Origin of the sequence: Legionella bozemanae (genome assembly GCF_900450575.1) — a bacterium.
Lineage (GTDB): Bacteria > Pseudomonadota > Gammaproteobacteria > Legionellales > Legionellaceae > Legionella > Legionella bozemanae.
In genome coordinates this window covers 1,628,318-1,646,786 of record NZ_UGGY01000001.1, presented here as the reverse complement: position 1 = coordinate 1,646,786, position 18,469 = coordinate 1,628,318, and the positions used below count along the sequence as shown (strand labels likewise).

Sequence of the window (18,469 nt, the reverse complement as noted above, 5' to 3'; positions counted from 1 at the left end):
AAATTGGACTATGGATAATACCTATATACCACAAGAAGTTGAGGAACAAGCTCAACAGTATTGGCATAAAAAACAATCATTTAACGTTTCAGAAGATTTAAACAGAGAGAAATTTTATTGTTTATCCATGTTTCCCTACCCAAGTGGGACGTTACACATGGGGCATGTTCGTAACTACACTATTGGTGACGTTATTGCTCGTTATCAACGTGCTTTGGGTAAAAATGTTCTTCAACCCATTGGTTGGGATGCATTTGGCTTGCCTGCTGAAAATGCAGCCATAAAAAACGGAATCCCTCCTGCAGAATGGACCAAAAAAAATATTGAGTCTATGAAAAAACAATTTTTACGTCTTGGTAATGCCTATGATTGGCGACGTGAAATTTGCACTTGTACACCCGAATATTATCGATGGGAACAATGGTTTTTTATTCGATTATTCGAAAAAGGCTTAGTGTACAAAAAAAATGCGGTGGTAAATTGGGATCCTGTAGATCAAACTGTTTTGGCAAATGAACAAGTTGTCGATGGGCGCGGTTGGCGTTCTGGTGCTCTTGTGGAGCGTAAAGAAATTTCCCAATGGTTTATTAAAATTACAGCTTATGCTGATGAACTACTCAGTTCACTAGATACATTGGACGAATGGCCAGCACAAGTGAAACAAATGCAGCGCAATTGGATAGGCCGCTCCACTGGTACTGAAATTCATTTTAACGTTAATAATTATCCCAAACGATTAAAAATATATACAACCCGCCCTGACACTTTAATGGGTGCAACATACCTTGCAGTTGCAACGGATCATCCGCTTGCCAAAGAAGCAGCAAGTACTCGTAAAGAGGTCAAAGAGTTCATTGACAGTTGCCAAGGTACCAAAATGGCTGAGGCAGAACTCGCTACTATGGAAAAACGAGGTGTTGCTACAGGTATGTCGGCAATTCATCCTATAACTGGTGAAGAACTACCGATATGGGTGGCAAATTTTGTACTCATGCAATACGGATCCGGAGCTGTAATGTCCGTCCCAGCGCACGATCAAAGAGACTGGGAATTTGCACAAAAATACCAATTACCGATTAAAGAAGTCATTAAACCTGCAAATGGCACGCTACATGACTTAAGCAAGTCCGCTTATACTGAAGAAGGCACATTAATTAACTCAGGCCAATTTGATGGGTTAAGCTCCTCCCAAGCAGTGGAAACAATAACCAATTTCCTTGAGGAACATGATGCGGGAAAAGCGACAATTAACTATAGGTTGCGTGACTGGGGCGTATCCAGACAAAGATATTGGGGTACTCCTATTCCCATGATTTTATGTGAACAATGTGGTACTGTGCCTGTTCCAGAAGAAGATCTTCCAGTAATTCTTCCAGAAAACGTTTCATTTACAGGTACCGGTTCACCCCTTGCTCAATGTCCAGAATTTGTTAACGTAAGCTGTCCAAAGTGCGGCCAGGATGCATCTCGCGAGACAGACACTTTTGATACCTTTGTTGAATCATCTTGGTATTATGCTCGCTTTGCATGTAAAGGTCAGGAAAATGCCATGCTTGATGACCGAGCAAAATATTGGACTCCTGTGGATCAATATGTGGGCGGGATCGAACATGCAGTAATGCATTTACTTTATGCTCGTTTTTTCCACAAACTAATGCGTGATGAAGGTTTAGTAAATTCGGATGAACCATTTAAAGCGCTGTTAACCCAAGGAATGGTTTTAAAAGACGGACATAAAATGTCTAAGTCTGTTGGTAATGTTGTCGATCCCAATCATCTTATCGACACTTATGGAGCTGATACAGCACGTTTATTTGTTATGTTTGCTGCACCTCCCGAACAATCGTTGGAATGGTCAGATACTGCTGTGGAAGGCGCGCATCGCTTTCTAAAACGTATCTGGGCTTTTGCCTATCAGCATCAAAATATGTTCATTGAGATCAATGAAATCATTCTAAGCGGCAATGGGCATGTGAATTGGCAGCAAGCGGAAAGCCGGTTAAAGAAATCACGTCTTGTTGTACACCAAATTCTTGCACAAGCGACACATGATTATGATCGTAATCAGTTCAACACAGTAGTTTCGGGCTGCATGAAGCTGTTTAATGAAATATCCAGTTATTCTATAGAAACAGAAGAGGATAAATTCTTTATTCACTCCAGCATGAGTATACTGTTGCGCTTATTGGCTCCTATAACACCGCATATGACACATCATATTTGGCAACAATTAGGCTTTGAAAAAGCGATTATTGATGCAAATTGGCCCAGAGTAGATAAAGGTGCTCTAAAGACTGATGAAGTGGATTATGTAGTTCAAGTTAATGGGAAATTAAGAGCCCAATTTACCGCGGCTGTGGATGCTACAGAAGAAACATTAATTGCTGCAGCCAAAGAACATGCAAAAGATTTTCTTGCTGATAAAACAGTAAAAAAAGCAATTGTTGTTGCACACAGGCAATTAATTAATTTGGTTGTTAACTAATGAAGTGTGGCTACTCTGATGTTTCTAAAGTCCCGCATGGACTTCATATACAAGTTGCGGGACATGAACAACAAAAACATCAAATTGCAGCTTTTCGCTATGTAGTACCGTTATTGCTCATATTATTGCTATCAGGCTGTGGGTTTCATCTACGCGGTATGAACAATGTACCCAGCTGGCTTAATAACGTAGCTATTATTTCTGAAAATGATGACAAGCAGTTCGTCTCAATACTGCAATCCCGACTGGAAGGAGCCAATGTTGAAGTGAATCCTGAACCTTCTCGAGCTCAATATTGGTTAATCGTTAATGAAGTGAACTTGCAACAACAGATTATCAGCGTTGGAGCAAGCACAAATCCTCGACAATATACTTTAACTCTAACTGTAGTATTTGTATTGAAAACACGCACGGGCCAAGTTATTAATGCTCCTGGTAGAATAAGTATTTCCCGGGAACTTATATTAAATAATAACCGAATTCTAGGTTCTAAAGATGAAGAAAGTATTTTAATTGGAGAAATGAAGCAAGATGCTGTGACCCAAATAATTTATCGACTTAGCCATCTTCAAGAATCCAAACCCAGATAAAAGAAAAAGTAGCGTGGGTAAGAAAAAAGCGACACAGGCACATTTAAACTAAAATTATCATGCAAATCAAACAACAAATGCTTGCCCAGCAAGTACAAAAGAAAATTGCCCCACTCTATATAATTATTGGACAAGATAATTACTTACTGGAAGAATCTTTAGCGACCATAAAGTCAGCCATCCAAAAAAATTATAACTATGATGAGCAAATCATATCCATCCAGTCAGCAGAAGATTGGAATACTGTAAAGGAAGAAGCAAACAGTTACTCCTTATTTTCAGATACTGTTCTCTTAAATATTTTTTATGATAAGAAATCTATAGACGCTACAGGAAAGAAAATTCTCACCGAATACCTTAACTTGATTAATTCGCGTTGTTTCATTGTTATCAGAGCACCTAATGTGCCTGCAAAACAATTACAGTGGATATCATCTCATGAACATGCGACACTTATTCTATCCTATCCACTTAATTCAGAAGCCCTAAAAAGTTGGATAGGCACGCAATTAAAGAAAAACCTCATGAGTTATGATCTGCAAGTTCCTGATTTAATTCACCAATATACGCAGGGAAATATGCTGGCTTGTGCCCAAGTCATTGAAAAAGTAGCATTGTCTTATACTCCTAACAGTAAAATTGAGACACAACACGTATTGGAACATTTATCCGATCAATGTGACCACGATCTTTTCGAGTTAGTCGATGCATGTCTTCTTGGTCAAGGAGATAAGGCCATTCAGGTTTTACGTCATGCAGCAAATAATAAGACAGAGGCAACTTTAGTCTTATGGATGCTTAGTCAGGAAATAAGATTAATCATACAATTGTCTTATTTAATGGAAAAGAAAATTGATATTCAAAATGCATGCAGTCAATTGAAAATTTGGCCTCAACGTGTCAATCTCTATAAGATATGTTGTAATCGATTCAATCAAGTAATACTGCAGCAGCTCCATCGATACTGTTACTCCATCGACGAACACATTAAATCGAATAGTTCATACACTCAAGTATGGAACTCCCTAGAAAACGCAGCTCTTTCACTTTGTATGGGGAAATTAATAGGTGACACATGCACAGCATAGCTATTTTTGGTGGTACCTTTGATCCCATACATAATGGTCATTTGCAGACCAGTAAATTCATACAAACACATATTAAATTTGACTCCTATATTTTTCTCCCTTGTAAAACACCAACTATAAAGCCACCAACGTTAGCTAACAATGAGCAAAGAGTAGAAATGTTAAAGTTAGCAATTAAGGAGATACCTGACTTTAAACTGGATTTACGAGAGATTGAGCGCGATACCCCCTCTTATATGGTTGAAACATTGGAAAGCTTTAGGCTCGAACACCCCAAATCATCTATAACTTTGATTATTGGATATGATGCCTTTCTCTCATTGCCCCGTTGGTATCAGTGGGAGAAAATCATTACATTAGCGAATTTACTGGTAATCAATAGAAATGAATTTGCCAGGCAAGCTGTCCCCAAAATTATGCAGGAATTTTTGGAAAAGTATCAAACTAAAAGTAAAGCAGAACTCTTAAACACGCAAGCAGGAAGGGTTTTTTTATTTGATGCAGGTAATTATGATATTTCTTCCACTTCCATTCGTGAAGAAATAGAAAAGGGAGCTGATGTTAAAAACAAGCTCCCTCATACAGTCTATGAATACATTAAGGATCAGGGGTTATATCAATAAAATTAAAGGATTCGTTCGCCGATACCGTTTGTTTTGCTTTATTAATTAAACCGGGTAAAGAGCCAGAAATCCAGTTTATAACGGGTAAAAGCTGATTATAAACTCTAGAGCTTTGTACATATTGCTGATAAGGCAAAGAGGTCATGCTGAGTATTGCGAAGATAAGAGAAAGAATGAAAACACCACGGGCAAAGCCAAAAATACCGCCTAAAACTTTATCCATTGCGCCCAGACCGCTTCCCCTTAAAAAAAGGCCAAGTATCGCATTAGCAATACCCCCAGCGATTAAAACACCAAGTACAACAATAATAAAACCTACTATTGTACGAATTGATTGATCTTGTATATAAGGTTGCAGATAGGGATTAAGGCTTCCTGAGTAGTTATAGCCTGCCCATACTGCTAATATCCATACCCCCAAAGCGATAGCTTCTTTAATAAATCCTCTTAACAAGCCAGTAATCGAAGATAAGCCAATTATTATTATAAAGATTAAATCCACCCATTGAAATTGCATGGTTAGCTAACTCCAGTATTGACTACAAAACCATTCAACTGCATGGCACTTGCTAATTGAATTTTCAATTTCATCACGTCACTTTTAACGGGCGAATGTCCCGCATAAACTTTATAAATAACACCTTGCCTTCCAGCAGTTTTGATATAACTTGCTTTATATCCTTTGCCTCGTAATTTACTAACTAAGGATTGGGCATTGGCTAACTTTGAAAACGAGGCCAATTGAACAGCATAAATATTTTTTTTGTAATTTTTAGTATTGATATTTGTATTTACTTGAGCAACTACCGGTTTTTTAATCGTTTTAGAGCTTATATTTGCAGCCGGTTTAATTGGCTTAACGTCTGTAGCTGGTTTAGCTGGTGCCGTGGCAGCTACTACTTTCATTTGTTTTTTAATGACATCTTGTGCTGCGTTGCTTAATGCCAACTCAATTGGTTTAGCTGCAGCAACAGGCCTAGATGCTTCTGCTTTAGCAACAGAAACAACCGCGTTGTCAGCTACTTGAACAGATTGAATGAGGTCTTCTTTTCCTTGATTTGATTTTTTTTGTTCTACAACAGGAGGAATTTCAATCTTGGCCACTTTTATGGTTTTAAACATCTCCTTTTCATCAGTTACCGCTACATTAGGAGTTGTTGGTTTAGGAGGTAACTGTACCTTCACACTAAAATTATTTTCAAGGCGTTGGCTTGATTTCTTCATCATCGCAGGCAGAAAAATTGCACCTAATGATAAAACAACAGCTACACCAACCAAACGATGTTTTAGCTTCTCATCAATTACTAATTTCATTGAATCTCCTATTAGCCATAACATGACTCACAGTAAAAAAAGACCCATAAACAACAATTAAGTCACCCGGTTTAGCTTGTTTCAATGCAGCTTCAAAAGCTGCAAAGGGGTTATTATAACAAACTTCTACAGGAATTTCTGCATCCTTAAAAAAAGTGAGCAACAAATCTTCAGTAACAGCACGCTTATTATCCAATTGTGCAGGATACCATCGATCAACACAATCCTTCAAAGACATAATTAGGCTAAAAATATCTTTATCTTTCAAAGCAGAAAAAACAGCGTGAATTTTTGTTTTTTTCATCATGCGCAAAGTATCTGCGAGTAGTCTTGCCGATTGCGGGTTATGAGACACATCAAATAAAGTGCTCACCCGACCTTCATGCAATTGCAAACGGCCAGGAATATAAATGCGCTGCATGGCAACTTGAAAATGGGAGGGTGTCACTGGCAGATAATGCTCAAGTAAAACACTGGCAGTAATTGCAGCTGCTGCTGATTTTAGCTGTATTGAAGGCTTAGACAATCCAGATACTGAGGAAAGCCCTAGTTTTTCCTCGTAATGAAGACTCCAAACAGAGTCTTCTTCCTGAATAGAAAATTCTTGGCTCCACAAATAGGCCGGAACACCAAGTTGTTTCGCTACTTGAGTAACTGATGCAGGGGGATTAATATCAGCATAGATAAATGGTTTACCAGAACGCAATATCCCCGCTTTCTCATAGCCAATGGCATCAAGTGTATTCCCCAGGTACTCCTGATGATCAAAATCTATGGTAGTAATTATGGATAATTCTGCATCCACAATATTAGTAGCGTCCAACCGACCCCCTAATCCCACTTCAAGAATAATAATATCCAACTTCATTTTTTTGAAATACCACAATGCTGCCAAAGTAGTCATTTCAAAATACGTTAAAAGAGTTTCTCCGCGAGCTTCTTCGATAATGCTAAAAGCCTGACATAAATCATCATCAGAAATAGGTGCTAAATTGACACGAATACGTTCATTAAACTGGATAAGATGAGGTGAAGTGTAAGCGCCAACTTTATATCCAGCAACATGATAAATCATTTCGAGAGCAGTTACTGTTGAACCTTTTCCATTAGTACCGGCTACAGTAATAACAGGACAACCTGGAAGTTGCAGACATAATTTTTGTGCAACTTCCATAATACGCATTAAACCAAGTTGTATTTCATGAGTATTTCTAGTTTCTAAATCATGCAACCATTCATTAATAGACTTCTTTCGAAACTCTATTGGAAAGGAGCATTGCTTCGTATCTTCTCGCATTTCTCTGCCTACAACATGCTTCGTAAGAGGTCTAATACGATACTGCTTTGGCAACTGAATCCCCTACACTTTTGCGCGTTAATTTAGATATCAATTCAGCAACAACTGGACGGATATCTTTTCGTTCGAGAATCATGTCGATATGCCCATGTTCTAACAAAAATTCGCTACGCTGAAACCCTTCAGGTAAAGTTTGTCTTACAGTTTGCTCAATAACTCTTGGGCCAGCAAAACCAATTAACGCATTAGGCTCAGCAATAATTACATCTCCCAGACTTGCAAAACTGGCAGAAACCCCGCCCATGGTTGGGTCAGTCAAAACGACAATAAAAGGTAAACCCGTTTCAGCAAATAGGGCAAGAGCAGCTGAAGTTTTGGCCATTTGCATTAAAGAAAAAAGTCCTTCTTGCATCCGTGCTCCACCACTTGCAGTAAAACAAACATAAGGTCTTTGTTCGTTTGTCGCGACCTGAATTGCACGAACAAATTTCTCTCCTACTGTAGCGCCCATGGAGCCACCCATAAAACTGAATTCAAAAGATCCAACAACTACGGGTTGTTGTAATAACGTCCCTTTTACAATGATCAAAGCTTCCTTCTCACCTGTTGCTTTTTGAGCTTGTGAGATCCTGTCTTTATATTTTTTTGAGTCCCTAAACTTTAATCGATCTTGAGGCTCTAATGATGCAGCAATCTCTTCCTGGCCTCCCTCATCAAGAAATTGTTGAATTCGAACCCGTGCAGATATCCGGTGATGGAAATTACAAGAGGGGCAGACCATTAAATTCTTTTCTAATTCAGTACTATAAAGAACTTCATTACAGCCTGAACATTTAAGCCATAAGCCTTCAGGAACTCCTTTTTTTTGAGAGGAGCTCGTACTAACTCTTGAAGGCAATAGTTTTTTAAACCAACTCATAATTGGAACCCAATATTATAGAATCGTAATATTATACACAGAAAAAAATATTCTTAAATGCACATTAAATCGGATTAGGGTTTTTCTTGAATGGTCAATGTGTCTGGTCTTTTTATACGGCCTGCATATAGTAGTGTCCAGAACGCGGGTTTCGTTTCATGCTTTTAGATAAAAAAGTAAAATATGGAGAGAATCAGAAAACAAAAACAGAGTGCTCAAAAAATACAACCCATTAATTTTATTAAATAAAATTTCCCTTTTTTTGAAAAAAAACAGGTGTGAGCCTAAAGTTTTTTGCCATATGTCCGATAACCCTTTTGCGTACGGTAAATTTGCTTTTAAAAAGGAATTTGCCAATTTACAAATGTCCCAAACCAGGGATTTAGGTCTGAGGAGACTATAACTATGGCTCAAATTATTAATACCAACGTACCCTCGTTAATTGCTCAGCGTAACTTATCTAAATCAAGTAACGCGATGGCTACTGCGATACAAAGATTATCATCTGGTCTAAAAATTAATAGTGCAAAAGATGATGCTGCAGGGCTAGCAATTGCAACAAATATGACATCACAAATTCGCGGTATGGACCAAGCGGTGAAAAATGCCAATGACGGTATTTCACTAGCCCAGGTTGCTGAAGGTGCGATGCAAGAGTCAACTAACCTTTTACAACGCATGAGGGAGTTGGCGCTTCAATCTGCAAACGGAACTTATAGCCAATCAAACCGTCAAGCATTACAAAATGAAGTCAATAACCTTTTGAGTGAAATGGATCACATCGCTTTGAGTACGCAATTTAACGGACAAAGCATTTTGAATGGTTCATACACTAATGCTTCTCTGCAAATTGGCTCTAATGCAGGTGAAACCCTTTCGTTTTCGATAAACAGCATTGCCTCTTCAACAATAGGTAGTATTGCTTATCAACAAGGAAGCCAAGTGAGTGCCAATGCTGCCGCTGATATTACTCTTGCTCTTGGTACTAACCCAGCGATTAGCGTCAGCTCTTCTGCAAACTATGTGGGAACAGCAAATGGCCAAGATAGCTCATCCGCATATGCTAAAGCAGCCGCAATTAATGCTGCAGGTGTTCCTGGTTTAACAGTAACAGCATCAACAAGTGGTACCCAAACTGTTGGAGCTATAGGAGGAACAGCAGCGGATACTTATAATCTGACCATTAATGGTGTTGACATATTTACGAACCAAGACGTCTCCACTGCATTAACTAATACTGACCTTATGGATGCAATCAATGCCGTAAGCAGTCAAACAGGGGTTGTGGCATCCTTAAATGGTGGTGACATGACTTTAACTGCAGCAGATGGAAGAAACATTGCAGTAACTGAGAGTGGTACCGGATTTACTGCAGGTACTGACGGACTCACAGTCACAGGCGGTCCATTTGCAGCTACACTGCGCGGGCAACTCACTATGAGTGCTGCTCAAACCATTTCTATAGGCGGAACTATAGCTGATGTTGGTTTATCAAGTACAATCAGCTTGGATACAAATGGTGTTAATAGTATTGACATCACGACTCAAGATGGTGCAGAGCAAGCTATATTGAGAATCAGTGCTGCCTTAGATAGCGTCACTAATAACCGCGCTGCATTAGGTGCCTTGCAAAACAGACTTGATGCAACAGTAGCTAACCTGCAAAACGTATCGGATAATATGTCTGCCGCACGCAGCCGTATTCAAGATACTGATTATGCAGCAGAAATGGCAAGTTTAACCAAAAACCAAATCTTACAACAAGCAGGAACAGCAATGTTGGCCCAAGCAAATGCGATGCCACAATCTGTTCTTTCCTTGTTAGGATAGTTGTGAACGAAGTAAGAAAAAACCGAAATGCGGCATTTGCCGCTTTTCGGCTTATTTATATCCCAATGATTAGAGGTATCAATCAAGGGAAAGGAGTAAAAAAATGACTATGGAATCGATTCCTCCAGCAAATAATAAATTGCTACAAACTGATTCAGTCAAATTGAAAGATAAAAACATTAAGCCTGTGACTAAGTGCGCTACATCGGATTTGAATCTGGATACTGATTCGAAACAGGCTATAGACCATGCCACTGGTCTTCTACAAACTATAGTCACTGATAAAATCTCGGACAAGATAATACGAAAAATACCTTCAGATGAGTATTTGCACTTACTCAACTTGCTTGATGGGATAATTAGTGGTTCTATAGATAAGCATGTTTGATGCAATTTATGGATGAAACGTAATTTCATTGAAATTACTAAAATAGATAAGGGAATATTATGGGCCTATCAACTCCAGGCATTGGATCAGGTTTGGACATTAAAGCAATGGTTGAAAGCATGGTCAAAGCCGATCTCATGCCAGCACAACTACGACATGATAAAAAGCTTAATTCCGTTACCACTGAGCTGTCTGCTTTTGGGCAATTAAAAAGTGCCATATCCAACTTTCAAACAACACTCAATTCCCTATCTTATGCAAGTGAATTTAATAAAATGAATTCGTTACTCAGCGAACCGGGGTATGTTTCTGCCTCCGTGACAGAACAAGCAGCGGAAGGTTTATATCAAATAAAAGTGAATCAATTGGCTCAGGCGCAAAGTCTTGCAAGTGGTTATTTCGCTAACAATAGTTCCTCAGTAGGTAGCGGTAGCATTACGATAAGCTTTGGTACCTACAGCAATAACAATACAACATTCACACTAAATACCGAAGTATCTCCTGTAACAATTAATATCACTCCAGGAAATGACAGCCTTAGTGCAGTTCGCGATGCTATTAATGCCGCAAATGCAGGCGTTACTGCATCGATTGTACAAGATAGTGTTGGCTCAAGATTAACGTTAACGTCATCTGAAACAGGTGAAAAATACGCGATGCAAATTACAGGCAGTTTAACGGCCATGAATTATGATCCGACAACAAGCAATACCTCTTTAAGTCAAACTATAGCTGCCCAAAATAGCCAGGTTCAAATTAATGGATTGCTTCTGAGCGAAAGCAGTAATCGTCTGGAAAAAGCGATAACAGGAATCACGCTTGATCTTCAACAAGCCGATCCAGCAACAACAATCGCCTTAACCGTGAAAAAAGACGTAGAGCATCTCAAAGGTTTAATTAATGATTTCGTCAAAAAATATAATGATTTTATTAATTTCATCACTACCTTAACTGGTTTCGATATGGAAACCAGAAAAAGAGGAGTATTGCAAGGTGATGATAAACTCAGAGATTTAAAAACAAACTTATATCACTTAGCCACTAACCCATTAGCTACTGATGGCCCCATCCAAAGTCTTGCTGACTTGGGGATTACCAGTGATAAACATGGCCTACTGGAAATTGATCCCGAAATGTTAGATGAAGCGATTAATAATAATTATCAAGGCATTAGCAATTTATTTGCAAAAAAAATAACTGCTACTGATCCCAATATTAAAATTAATTCATTGGATACTGAAGTTGGTGCAGGAACATATGATGTCATTTTAAATGAATATACTCCAGGCGTTAGCATGTCAGGTACCATAGGGGGCATTTTAGCCAACTCAACAGATGGAATTACCCTAAATGGTACTGGTGACTTCAGCACATTATCAATTGATATTCTTTCTGGGCTCGTTGGGGATAGAGGGCAAATTATTGTCAGTGATGGACTAGCCTCATTGATTGATGGCTATTTAGATTCCTTAATCGATGAGGACGGTGAAATTGAGGAAAGAATTGATCGTTTAAATACCCAAGCACAACAATTAGATGAAATGCAAGAACGCATCAATGAGCGCAGCATTACCCTTGAAAAAAGATATTATCAACAATGGAATGCCGTGGATCTCTTAATCTCACAGATGCAAAATACCAGCAATACACTGACTCAAATCTTATCGAACCTACCCAAGTTAAAAACTAAATAATTGGAGCATTATCGATGAAGAATCCTAATCAACAAGTTATAAATCACTATAAAACAATCGAATTAAAAACTCGTATTGATGCTGCCTCCCCTCATGAATTAATTAATTTGTTATTGCAAGGTGCGCGAACTCATATTGCCACAGCCCAAGGTAATATTGATCGAAAGGAAGTTCAAGAAAAAGGAGAGCATATTAGTAAGGCATTAAGTATTATTGAAGGTTTAAAAACCAGTTTAAACCATGAGCAAGGTGGTGAAATAGCAGAAAACTTGCTTCAAATTTACATGCATATTGAATATTTGTTATTAAAAGCAAACCTTAATAACGATAAAGAATTGTTAGCACAATCCAATGCATTGCTTGCACAAGTCCATGAGGCTTGGCAGAAAGTTTCACCCAGCAGTCCAGAATCTGACTCGTCACTTCCATCCTGACTTTTTATCTTTGAAACCGTACTGATGCCTGGGTTTGGCACAGCAAAAACCCGGGAGTTTCTCCCTCTAATTTATTGAAAAAGTGCATTTGGCACGCAAATCTGACCTTTCACGAAGATTATTAACTTATGACTAAGAGACAGGTATTTCGCTCAAAAATTAAATGTGATCAGGCTCTAAAAATATGTCTCTGTATGAAATTCATAGAATATAAAGTTATTTTTTAAAGTGCCGCTATAGAGACTATAATGACCCAATTGAGATCATTTATGAAAATCATGATATCAATGATCGTCTCTATTTATTTATTAATAATGAGTCAGCTCGCTCTTGCTCATGCGACATACGGGGAAAATTTATGTAATTCGCCTGACTATTTTTGTATGAAAATTAAAAATGGCGAAAGCTGGGAAAAACTATTTCCCAATCCCGAAGAACGAGACATGGTACGACGAATTAATCGTATGAATATTGCACTACATTCGGGAATGACTATTGCAGTACCCAAAAATATCGACCGCCTGACTATCTATGATGTCTCTCCTTTTCCCAGATATATTGACTCCCAAGGAGAAAAAGCAATTTATGTAAGCCAAAAAAAACTGGCTTGGGCAGCATATGATCAAGATGGTGAGCTACTTTGGTGGGGGCCTATTTCATCAGGAATAGGCAAATGTCCAGGAGTCATTGGAGGTTGCAACACACCCACCGGCTCATTTCGTGTTATTCGCAAACAAGATATTGATTGTGTGTCCACTGTTTTCCCGAGAAGAGCGGATGGCAATGATGGCGGCGCTTTAATGCCTTATTGCATGCATTTTTTTAGAGGCTATGCATTACATGGTAGTTATGATGTACCAGGATATAGAGCAAGCCACGGTTGTGTCCGGATGTTTATTGAAGATGCTCGCTGGCTTAATGAAGAGTTTATTGACCTGCCTGGGGATGGAATGAAAGGAACTCGTGTAATCATTGATCCTCCTGACTACCCAAACGAGAAATAGACAAATAATAAACAAACTGTTAACATTTTATATGATGAAATTTGTATATTTGTATGGTAACGTTGCAGGTTGACTTTTTGATTTAAAAAACTGCATTACATGTGACGCAAGGTTTAACAACCCGATCTACAAAGTTATTTCCAGTTTTTATTCAAAATGCATACTTCATAATGTTTCATCAAAGTGAAGTTTTAGAGTGTAAAAGCAAAGATAAAGTTAAGGACTACATACGAAAGTTTTTTAATTGAAAATGCCAGGATGGCTGGCCCTGGGTGATCACTGAAATCATGGCCAAAAAGTGATAATACAAAAATCAATTTCGTATCGATGAATCTGGAGAGTTATAAAAGAATGGCACACTACAATACACAGTCCGACTCAGCAGTAAATTTTGGGATACAATCGATAATGCCTTGGATGGTATGGGGCTTAGGTTGCTTATTTTATTTTTACGAATGTCTTTTACAAGTATCACCCAGCGTTATGAGTAACGAATTAATGAGGGATTTCTCTGTTACTAGCCAAACATTAGGAATTTTATCTGGCATCTATTTCTACTCTTATGCGGCCATGCAATTACCTGGCGGCGTGTTAATGGATCATTTCGGTCCACATCGATTGTTAACACTAGCGACGGTTGTTTGTGCTGTCAGTACCATTGCATTTGGAATGACAAATAACTTTTTTATGGCCTGTGTCGCACGTTTAATGATAGGTTTTGGCTCAGCATTTGCGGCAGTAGGTACAATGAAGCTCGCGGCGAATTGGTTCCCTGCTCAGCGTTTTGCTTTACTTACTGGTCTCATGGTTACCATAGGAATGTTGGGCGCGATTGGTGGTGAAGCACCTTTAGCATTGTTAATTGAGAGCTTTGGTTGGCGCCACAGCATGCTCATTATGGGTATCATCGGTCTTATTCTTGCAGTCTTATTGATTGCTATTGCTAAAGATACTCCTAAAAATTATGAAATATCTCAGCACCATTCTATCGAAGAAGAGCCCTTAATACCAAGTTTATTAACACTGATAAAAAACAAACAACTTTGGTTAGTTGCTTGCTATGGTGGTTTGGTGTATATGGCAACCCCAGTTTTTTGTGGTCTCTGGGGCGTTCCCTTTTTGATGACTAAAATGACGATCACCAAAACAACTGCTGCAAATTATATTTCTTTGGTTTTTATCGGTTGGGCAATTGCCAGCCCTTTGTGGGGAATATTTTCGAATCGTATTGGTTTGCGCAAACCGCCTATGTACATAGGATGTATCGGCGCCCTTATATGCTCCACAATTTTTATTTTTGCTCCAATTAATACCGCAATCTATATGGAGATTTTGTTATTTGCGTTTGGTATCTTCTCAGCAGGCTTTTTACCCGCCTTTTCTGTAGCCAAAGAATTATGCAACAAAAAATACGTTGCTACCGGTTTAAGCTTTATGAATATGATGAATATGATAGGTATTGCGCTGGCACAACCGCTTATTGGCTATATTCTTGACAAATTGTGGCAAGGCGAGATGAATGGAAATGTTAGAGTATATCCATTGGAGGCTTACCATACTGGACTTGCAATTCTTCCACTAGGAATGCTTATTGCCTTAATTATTTTGCCCAAAATTAAAGAAACTTATTGCCAAAGTGTACATTAATGAAATAATACGAAACTTCCTGGGATATAATAAGCCTGGGTGCAAAACCGAACTCAGGTTTACCTGCTACGGGTTGTACTTTCACTCAGGCTACACATTTTTAAAGTAGATTTGATATGGCTAAAAAATTATACATCAAAACCAACGGCTGCCAGATGAATGAATATGATTCAACTAAAATGGCAGAAGTTTTGTTGCAATCACATGGCTTGGTCAAAACGGAAGACGTTGAAGAAGCAGATGTGATCTTACTCAATACGTGCTCTATTCGTGAAAAAGCACAAGAGAAAGTTTTTTCTCAATTAGGACAATGGCGTGAATATAAAGCTAAAAACCCTCATGTAGTTATTGGCGTAGGCGGCTGTGTGGCAAGCCAAGAAGGTGAAGATATTATTAAAAGGGCCCCCTTTGTCGATATCGTTTTTGGGCCGCAAACATTACACCGGCTTCCTACATTGCTTAATGAGCGAATAGAAAAGAAAAAACCAGTTGTTGATATCAGCTTCCCAGAAATTGAAAAATTTGATTATTTGCCAGCACCAAGAGCCGAAGGACCTACGGCATTTGTTTCAATTATGGAAGGCTGCAGCAAATACTGCAGTTTTTGTGTTGTGCCCTATACTCGCGGCACAGAAATTAGTCGTCCTTTTGATGATGTACTTGCTGAGTGTTATCAATTGGCAATGCAAGGTGTCAGAGAAATCAATTTATTAGGACAAAATGTTAATGATTATCGTGGTGTGATGGAAAATGGTGATATCGCTGACCTGGCACTTTTAATTCATTATCTTGCTGCTATAGAAGGGATAGGTAGAATTCGTTTTACTACATCCCATCCTTTGGCGTTCTCAGATAATTTAATTAATGCCTATGCAGAAGTACCTGAACTGGCGAATCATCTCCATCTACCTGTGCAAAGCGGCTCTGATCGCATTTTAGGGTTAATGAAGCGTGGTTATACTGCTTTGGAGTTCAAATCCAAGATCAGAAAATTACGTAAAGTGCGTCCGGACATTCGTTTATCGACAGACATTATTGTTGGCTTTCCAGGAGAAACAGATAAAGATTTTCAAGACACGATGGATTTGGTTCATGAAATAGGTTTCGATACATCATTTAGTTTTATTTACAGTCCAAGGCCAGGTACTCCAGCTGCAAATTTACCAGATGACACCCCTATGGAAGTAAAAAAACAAAGATTGCAGATATTACAAAACAGATTGGTATTACAAGCCTCACGGTACAGTCAATCTATGATAGGAAGCACGCAGAAAATATTAGTTACTGGGCACTCTAAAAAAGACTCCCAACAGCTGTCTGGCCGTACTGAATGCAATCGAGTGGTGAATTTTGATGGTCCCGCTCATTTGATAGGGCAATTCGTCGAAGTTCAAATCAATGATGCATTGCCTAACTCATTACGAGGACGTCTCATAACAGCTGAGACTGAAGCAATTTGATGATAGAACATATTCATAAACAATTAATTGTTCCACGCGAGCATCACAATCAACGTATTGACAGTGTGCTCGCCTGTCTACTGCCTGACTACTCACGTTCGCAAATCAGCAATTGGATCAAAAACGGTACAATAACGCTTAATCAAAAGCCATGTAAACCTAAAGACAAAGCATTAGATGGAGATTTGATTGAGATTAATGTTGATTTTACTTTAATGAAAAGGGATCTGAATCATTGTATTCCCGAAGAAATTCCCTTAAATATCGTTTATGAGGATGAAGACATTTTAGTGCTCAACAAACCTGAAAACATGGTCGTTCATCCTGGAGCAGGGAATAAAGAGCACACATTAGTCAATGCATTGTTGCATCATGCCCCATCCTTACATCATTTACCTAGGGCAGGCATTATTCATCGATTAGATAAAGATACAACGGGCTTATTAGTCGTAGCAAAAACACTCCCAGCGCACACTTCATTGATACGTCAAATGCAAGCTCGTGAAATTCAACGTCATTACATTACTCTGGTACAAGGCCATATTATTTCTGGCGGTACGATTGATACTGGTTTTGGGCGAAACCCACGAAATCGATTAAAAATGGCCGTCCAAGAACAAGGAAGGCAAGCAATAACTCATTATTCAGTAAAAAAACAATATCAGGATTTTACTTTATTAGACGTTAAGCTAATGACCGGGCGAACTCATCAAATTAGAGTCCATTTGGCCCACATCCATCACCCAGTAGTTGGTGATCCACTTTATGGGGGACGAATGCGATTTCCAGCTCAAGCAACGGAGAAGTTGCGCGCCCTACTCCAAAACTTTAGAAGACAAGCACTGCATGCATACACACTCTCATTTTATCATCCAAAAACAGAAAATGAGTTGACGTTTAAGGCTCCAATACCTGATGATTTTAAACTTCTTCTTAACACATTGGACGAGCATTATGAAGACTAATCAAGCCAATTGGCCAGCACCAAAAAATGTCACAGCCCTGAGTACAACTCGTTTATCAGGATATAGCCAAGCCCCTTATGACAGCAATAACATGGGCTTGAATGTAGGGGACAATGAGCACCACGTACTGCAAAACAGGCAACAACTTGTGGAATTGTTACAATTACCTGGCGAACCGCAGTGGCTACAGCAAACACATGGGACTCATTGTATTATTGCAGAAGAAGATCCAAACAGAAATGCAGATGCTTCTATAACCCGTTCTATGAAATATCCTTTAGCCATTCTTACGGCTGATTGCTTACCTATTATGCTCTGTAATATGCAGGGCACGGAGATTGCAGCAATTCATGCCGGTTGGAAGGGTTTAGCTTATGGTATCGTTGAAAAAACACTCGATAAAATGAAGAGCTCGAAATCAGAGGTACTCGCCTGGATAGGTCCCTCAATTTGTCAAAAATGTTATGAAGTTGGAGCAGAAGTATATCAAACTTTTACCGATACATATCCTTTAAGTAAACAGGCATTTAAACCCGTTAATGGAAAATGGCTGGCTAATTTGCCTCTAATTGCTGAAATTGTTTTGAACTTAAAAGGCATAAAAGCTGTTTATCAGTCTGGTTTATGTACTTTTGAGTTAAAAAATGAGTTGTATTCCTATCGAAGAACGTCACAAACAGGTAGAATAGCTACCTTAATTTGGTTTAATGATCAACCTCAGGATTAATAAT

The 18,469-nt window shown here is 38.7% G+C and carries 17 protein-coding genes; 13 read left to right on the top strand and 4 right to left on the bottom strand.

Going from position 1 to position 18,469, the window contains the following annotated elements; genetic code table 11:
• Nucleotides 1–10 precede the first annotated feature (10 nt).
• The 4 genes from leuS to nadD are packed head-to-tail and all read left to right on the top strand — an operon-like array spanning nt 11 to nt 4,786.
• Complete coding sequence (gene leuS, locus DY223_RS07070) at nt 11–2,485, top strand: leucine--tRNA ligase (RefSeq protein ID WP_058459265.1); 2,475 nt, start codon at nt 11–13, stop codon at nt 2,483–2,485.
• On the top strand, nt 2,485–3,075 hold the full coding sequence (locus DY223_RS07065; protein WP_058459264.1) for an LPS-assembly lipoprotein LptE: 591 nt from the start codon (nt 2,485–2,487) through the stop codon (nt 3,073–3,075). Before leuS ends, DY223_RS07065 begins: the two co-directional genes overlap by 1 nt.
• Nucleotides 3,076–3,134: 59 nt before the next feature.
• Entirely contained in the window at nt 3,135–4,163 is a 1,029-nt protein-coding gene (gene holA, locus DY223_RS07060) for a DNA polymerase III subunit delta (protein WP_058459263.1), read from the top strand.
• Nucleotides 4,151–4,786, top strand: a complete 636-nt coding sequence (gene nadD / locus DY223_RS07055; protein WP_058459262.1) for a nicotinate-nucleotide adenylyltransferase — start codon at nt 4,151–4,153, stop codon at nt 4,784–4,786. Before holA ends, nadD begins: the two co-directional genes overlap by 13 nt.
• Here nadD and DY223_RS07050 read toward each other — a convergent pair.
• From DY223_RS07050 to accD, 4 genes are read right to left on the bottom strand one after another with little or no spacing between them, the layout of a single operon-like run.
• Nucleotides 4,761–5,303, bottom strand: coding sequence for a CvpA family protein (locus tag DY223_RS07050; RefSeq protein ID WP_058459261.1), 543 nt, complete (start codon nt 5,301–5,303; stop codon nt 4,761–4,763). The genes nadD and DY223_RS07050 overlap by 26 nt on opposite strands.
• 2 nt (nt 5,304–5,305) lie before the next feature.
• Complete coding sequence (locus DY223_RS07045; RefSeq protein ID WP_058459260.1) at nt 5,306–6,100, bottom strand: SPOR domain-containing protein; 795 nt, start codon at nt 6,098–6,100, stop codon at nt 5,306–5,308.
• On the bottom strand, nt 6,084–7,397 hold the full coding sequence (gene folC, locus DY223_RS07040; protein ID WP_058459367.1) for a bifunctional tetrahydrofolate synthase/dihydrofolate synthase: 1,314 nt from the start codon (nt 7,395–7,397) through the stop codon (nt 6,084–6,086). The genes DY223_RS07045 and folC overlap by 17 nt, the downstream gene beginning before the upstream one ends.
• A gap of 31 nt (nt 7,398–7,428) precedes the next feature.
• Entirely contained in the window at nt 7,429–8,316 is an 888-nt protein-coding gene (gene accD / locus DY223_RS07035; RefSeq protein ID WP_058459259.1) for an acetyl-CoA carboxylase, carboxyltransferase subunit beta, read from the bottom strand.
• 405 nt (nt 8,317–8,721) lie between these two features.
• Here accD and DY223_RS07025 point away from each other — a divergent pair, with 405 nt between their 5' ends.
• The 9 genes from DY223_RS07025 to pgeF all read left to right on the top strand — a co-directional run bounded on the left by DY223_RS07025 (nt 8,722) and on the right by pgeF (nt 18,465).
• Nucleotides 8,722–10,146, top strand: a complete 1,425-nt coding sequence (locus DY223_RS07025; protein WP_058459257.1) for a flagellin N-terminal helical domain-containing protein — start codon at nt 8,722–8,724, stop codon at nt 10,144–10,146.
• A gap of 103 nt (nt 10,147–10,249) precedes the next feature.
• Nucleotides 10,250–10,534 carry a flagellar protein FlaG gene (locus DY223_RS07020; protein ID WP_058459256.1) on the top strand — a complete coding sequence of 95 codons (285 nt, stop codon included), beginning with the start codon at nt 10,250–10,252 and terminating at the stop codon, nt 10,532–10,534.
• 59 nt (nt 10,535–10,593) lie between these two features.
• Nucleotides 10,594–12,228 (top strand): flagellar filament capping protein FliD, encoded by a 1,635-nt coding sequence (gene fliD / locus DY223_RS07015; protein WP_058459255.1) that lies wholly within the window; start codon nt 10,594–10,596, stop codon nt 12,226–12,228.
• A gap of 14 nt (nt 12,229–12,242) precedes the next feature.
• Nucleotides 12,243–12,662: a flagellar export chaperone FliS gene (gene fliS / locus DY223_RS07010; RefSeq protein WP_058459254.1), complete on the top strand. Its 420-nt coding sequence runs from the start codon at nt 12,243–12,245 to the stop codon at nt 12,660–12,662.
• A gap of 278 nt (nt 12,663–12,940) precedes the next feature.
• The gene (locus DY223_RS07005) at nt 12,941–13,666 is read left to right on the top strand and encodes a L,D-transpeptidase (protein WP_374930660.1); all 726 of its coding nucleotides are present in this window, start codon (nt 12,941–12,943) and stop codon (nt 13,664–13,666) included.
• Between the two features lie 351 nt (nt 13,667–14,017).
• Nucleotides 14,018–15,313, top strand: a complete 1,296-nt coding sequence (locus DY223_RS07000) for an MFS transporter (RefSeq protein ID WP_058459252.1) — start codon at nt 14,018–14,020, stop codon at nt 15,311–15,313.
• 116 nt (nt 15,314–15,429) lie between these two features.
• Nucleotides 15,430–16,773 carry a tRNA (N6-isopentenyl adenosine(37)-C2)-methylthiotransferase MiaB gene (gene miaB / locus DY223_RS06995; RefSeq protein WP_058459251.1) on the top strand — a complete coding sequence of 448 codons (1,344 nt, stop codon included), beginning with the start codon at nt 15,430–15,432 and terminating at the stop codon, nt 16,771–16,773.
• A complete protein-coding gene (gene rluD / locus DY223_RS06990) occupies nt 16,773–17,738 on the top strand; it encodes a 23S rRNA pseudouridine(1911/1915/1917) synthase RluD (RefSeq protein ID WP_058459250.1) in 966 nt (321 codons plus the stop codon). The genes miaB and rluD overlap by 1 nt, the downstream gene beginning before the upstream one ends.
• Nucleotides 17,728–18,465, top strand: coding sequence for a peptidoglycan editing factor PgeF (gene pgeF / locus DY223_RS06985; protein WP_058459249.1), 738 nt, complete (start codon nt 17,728–17,730; stop codon nt 18,463–18,465). Before rluD ends, pgeF begins: the two co-directional genes overlap by 11 nt.
• The last annotated feature ends 4 nt before the right edge of the window (nt 18,466–18,469 follow it).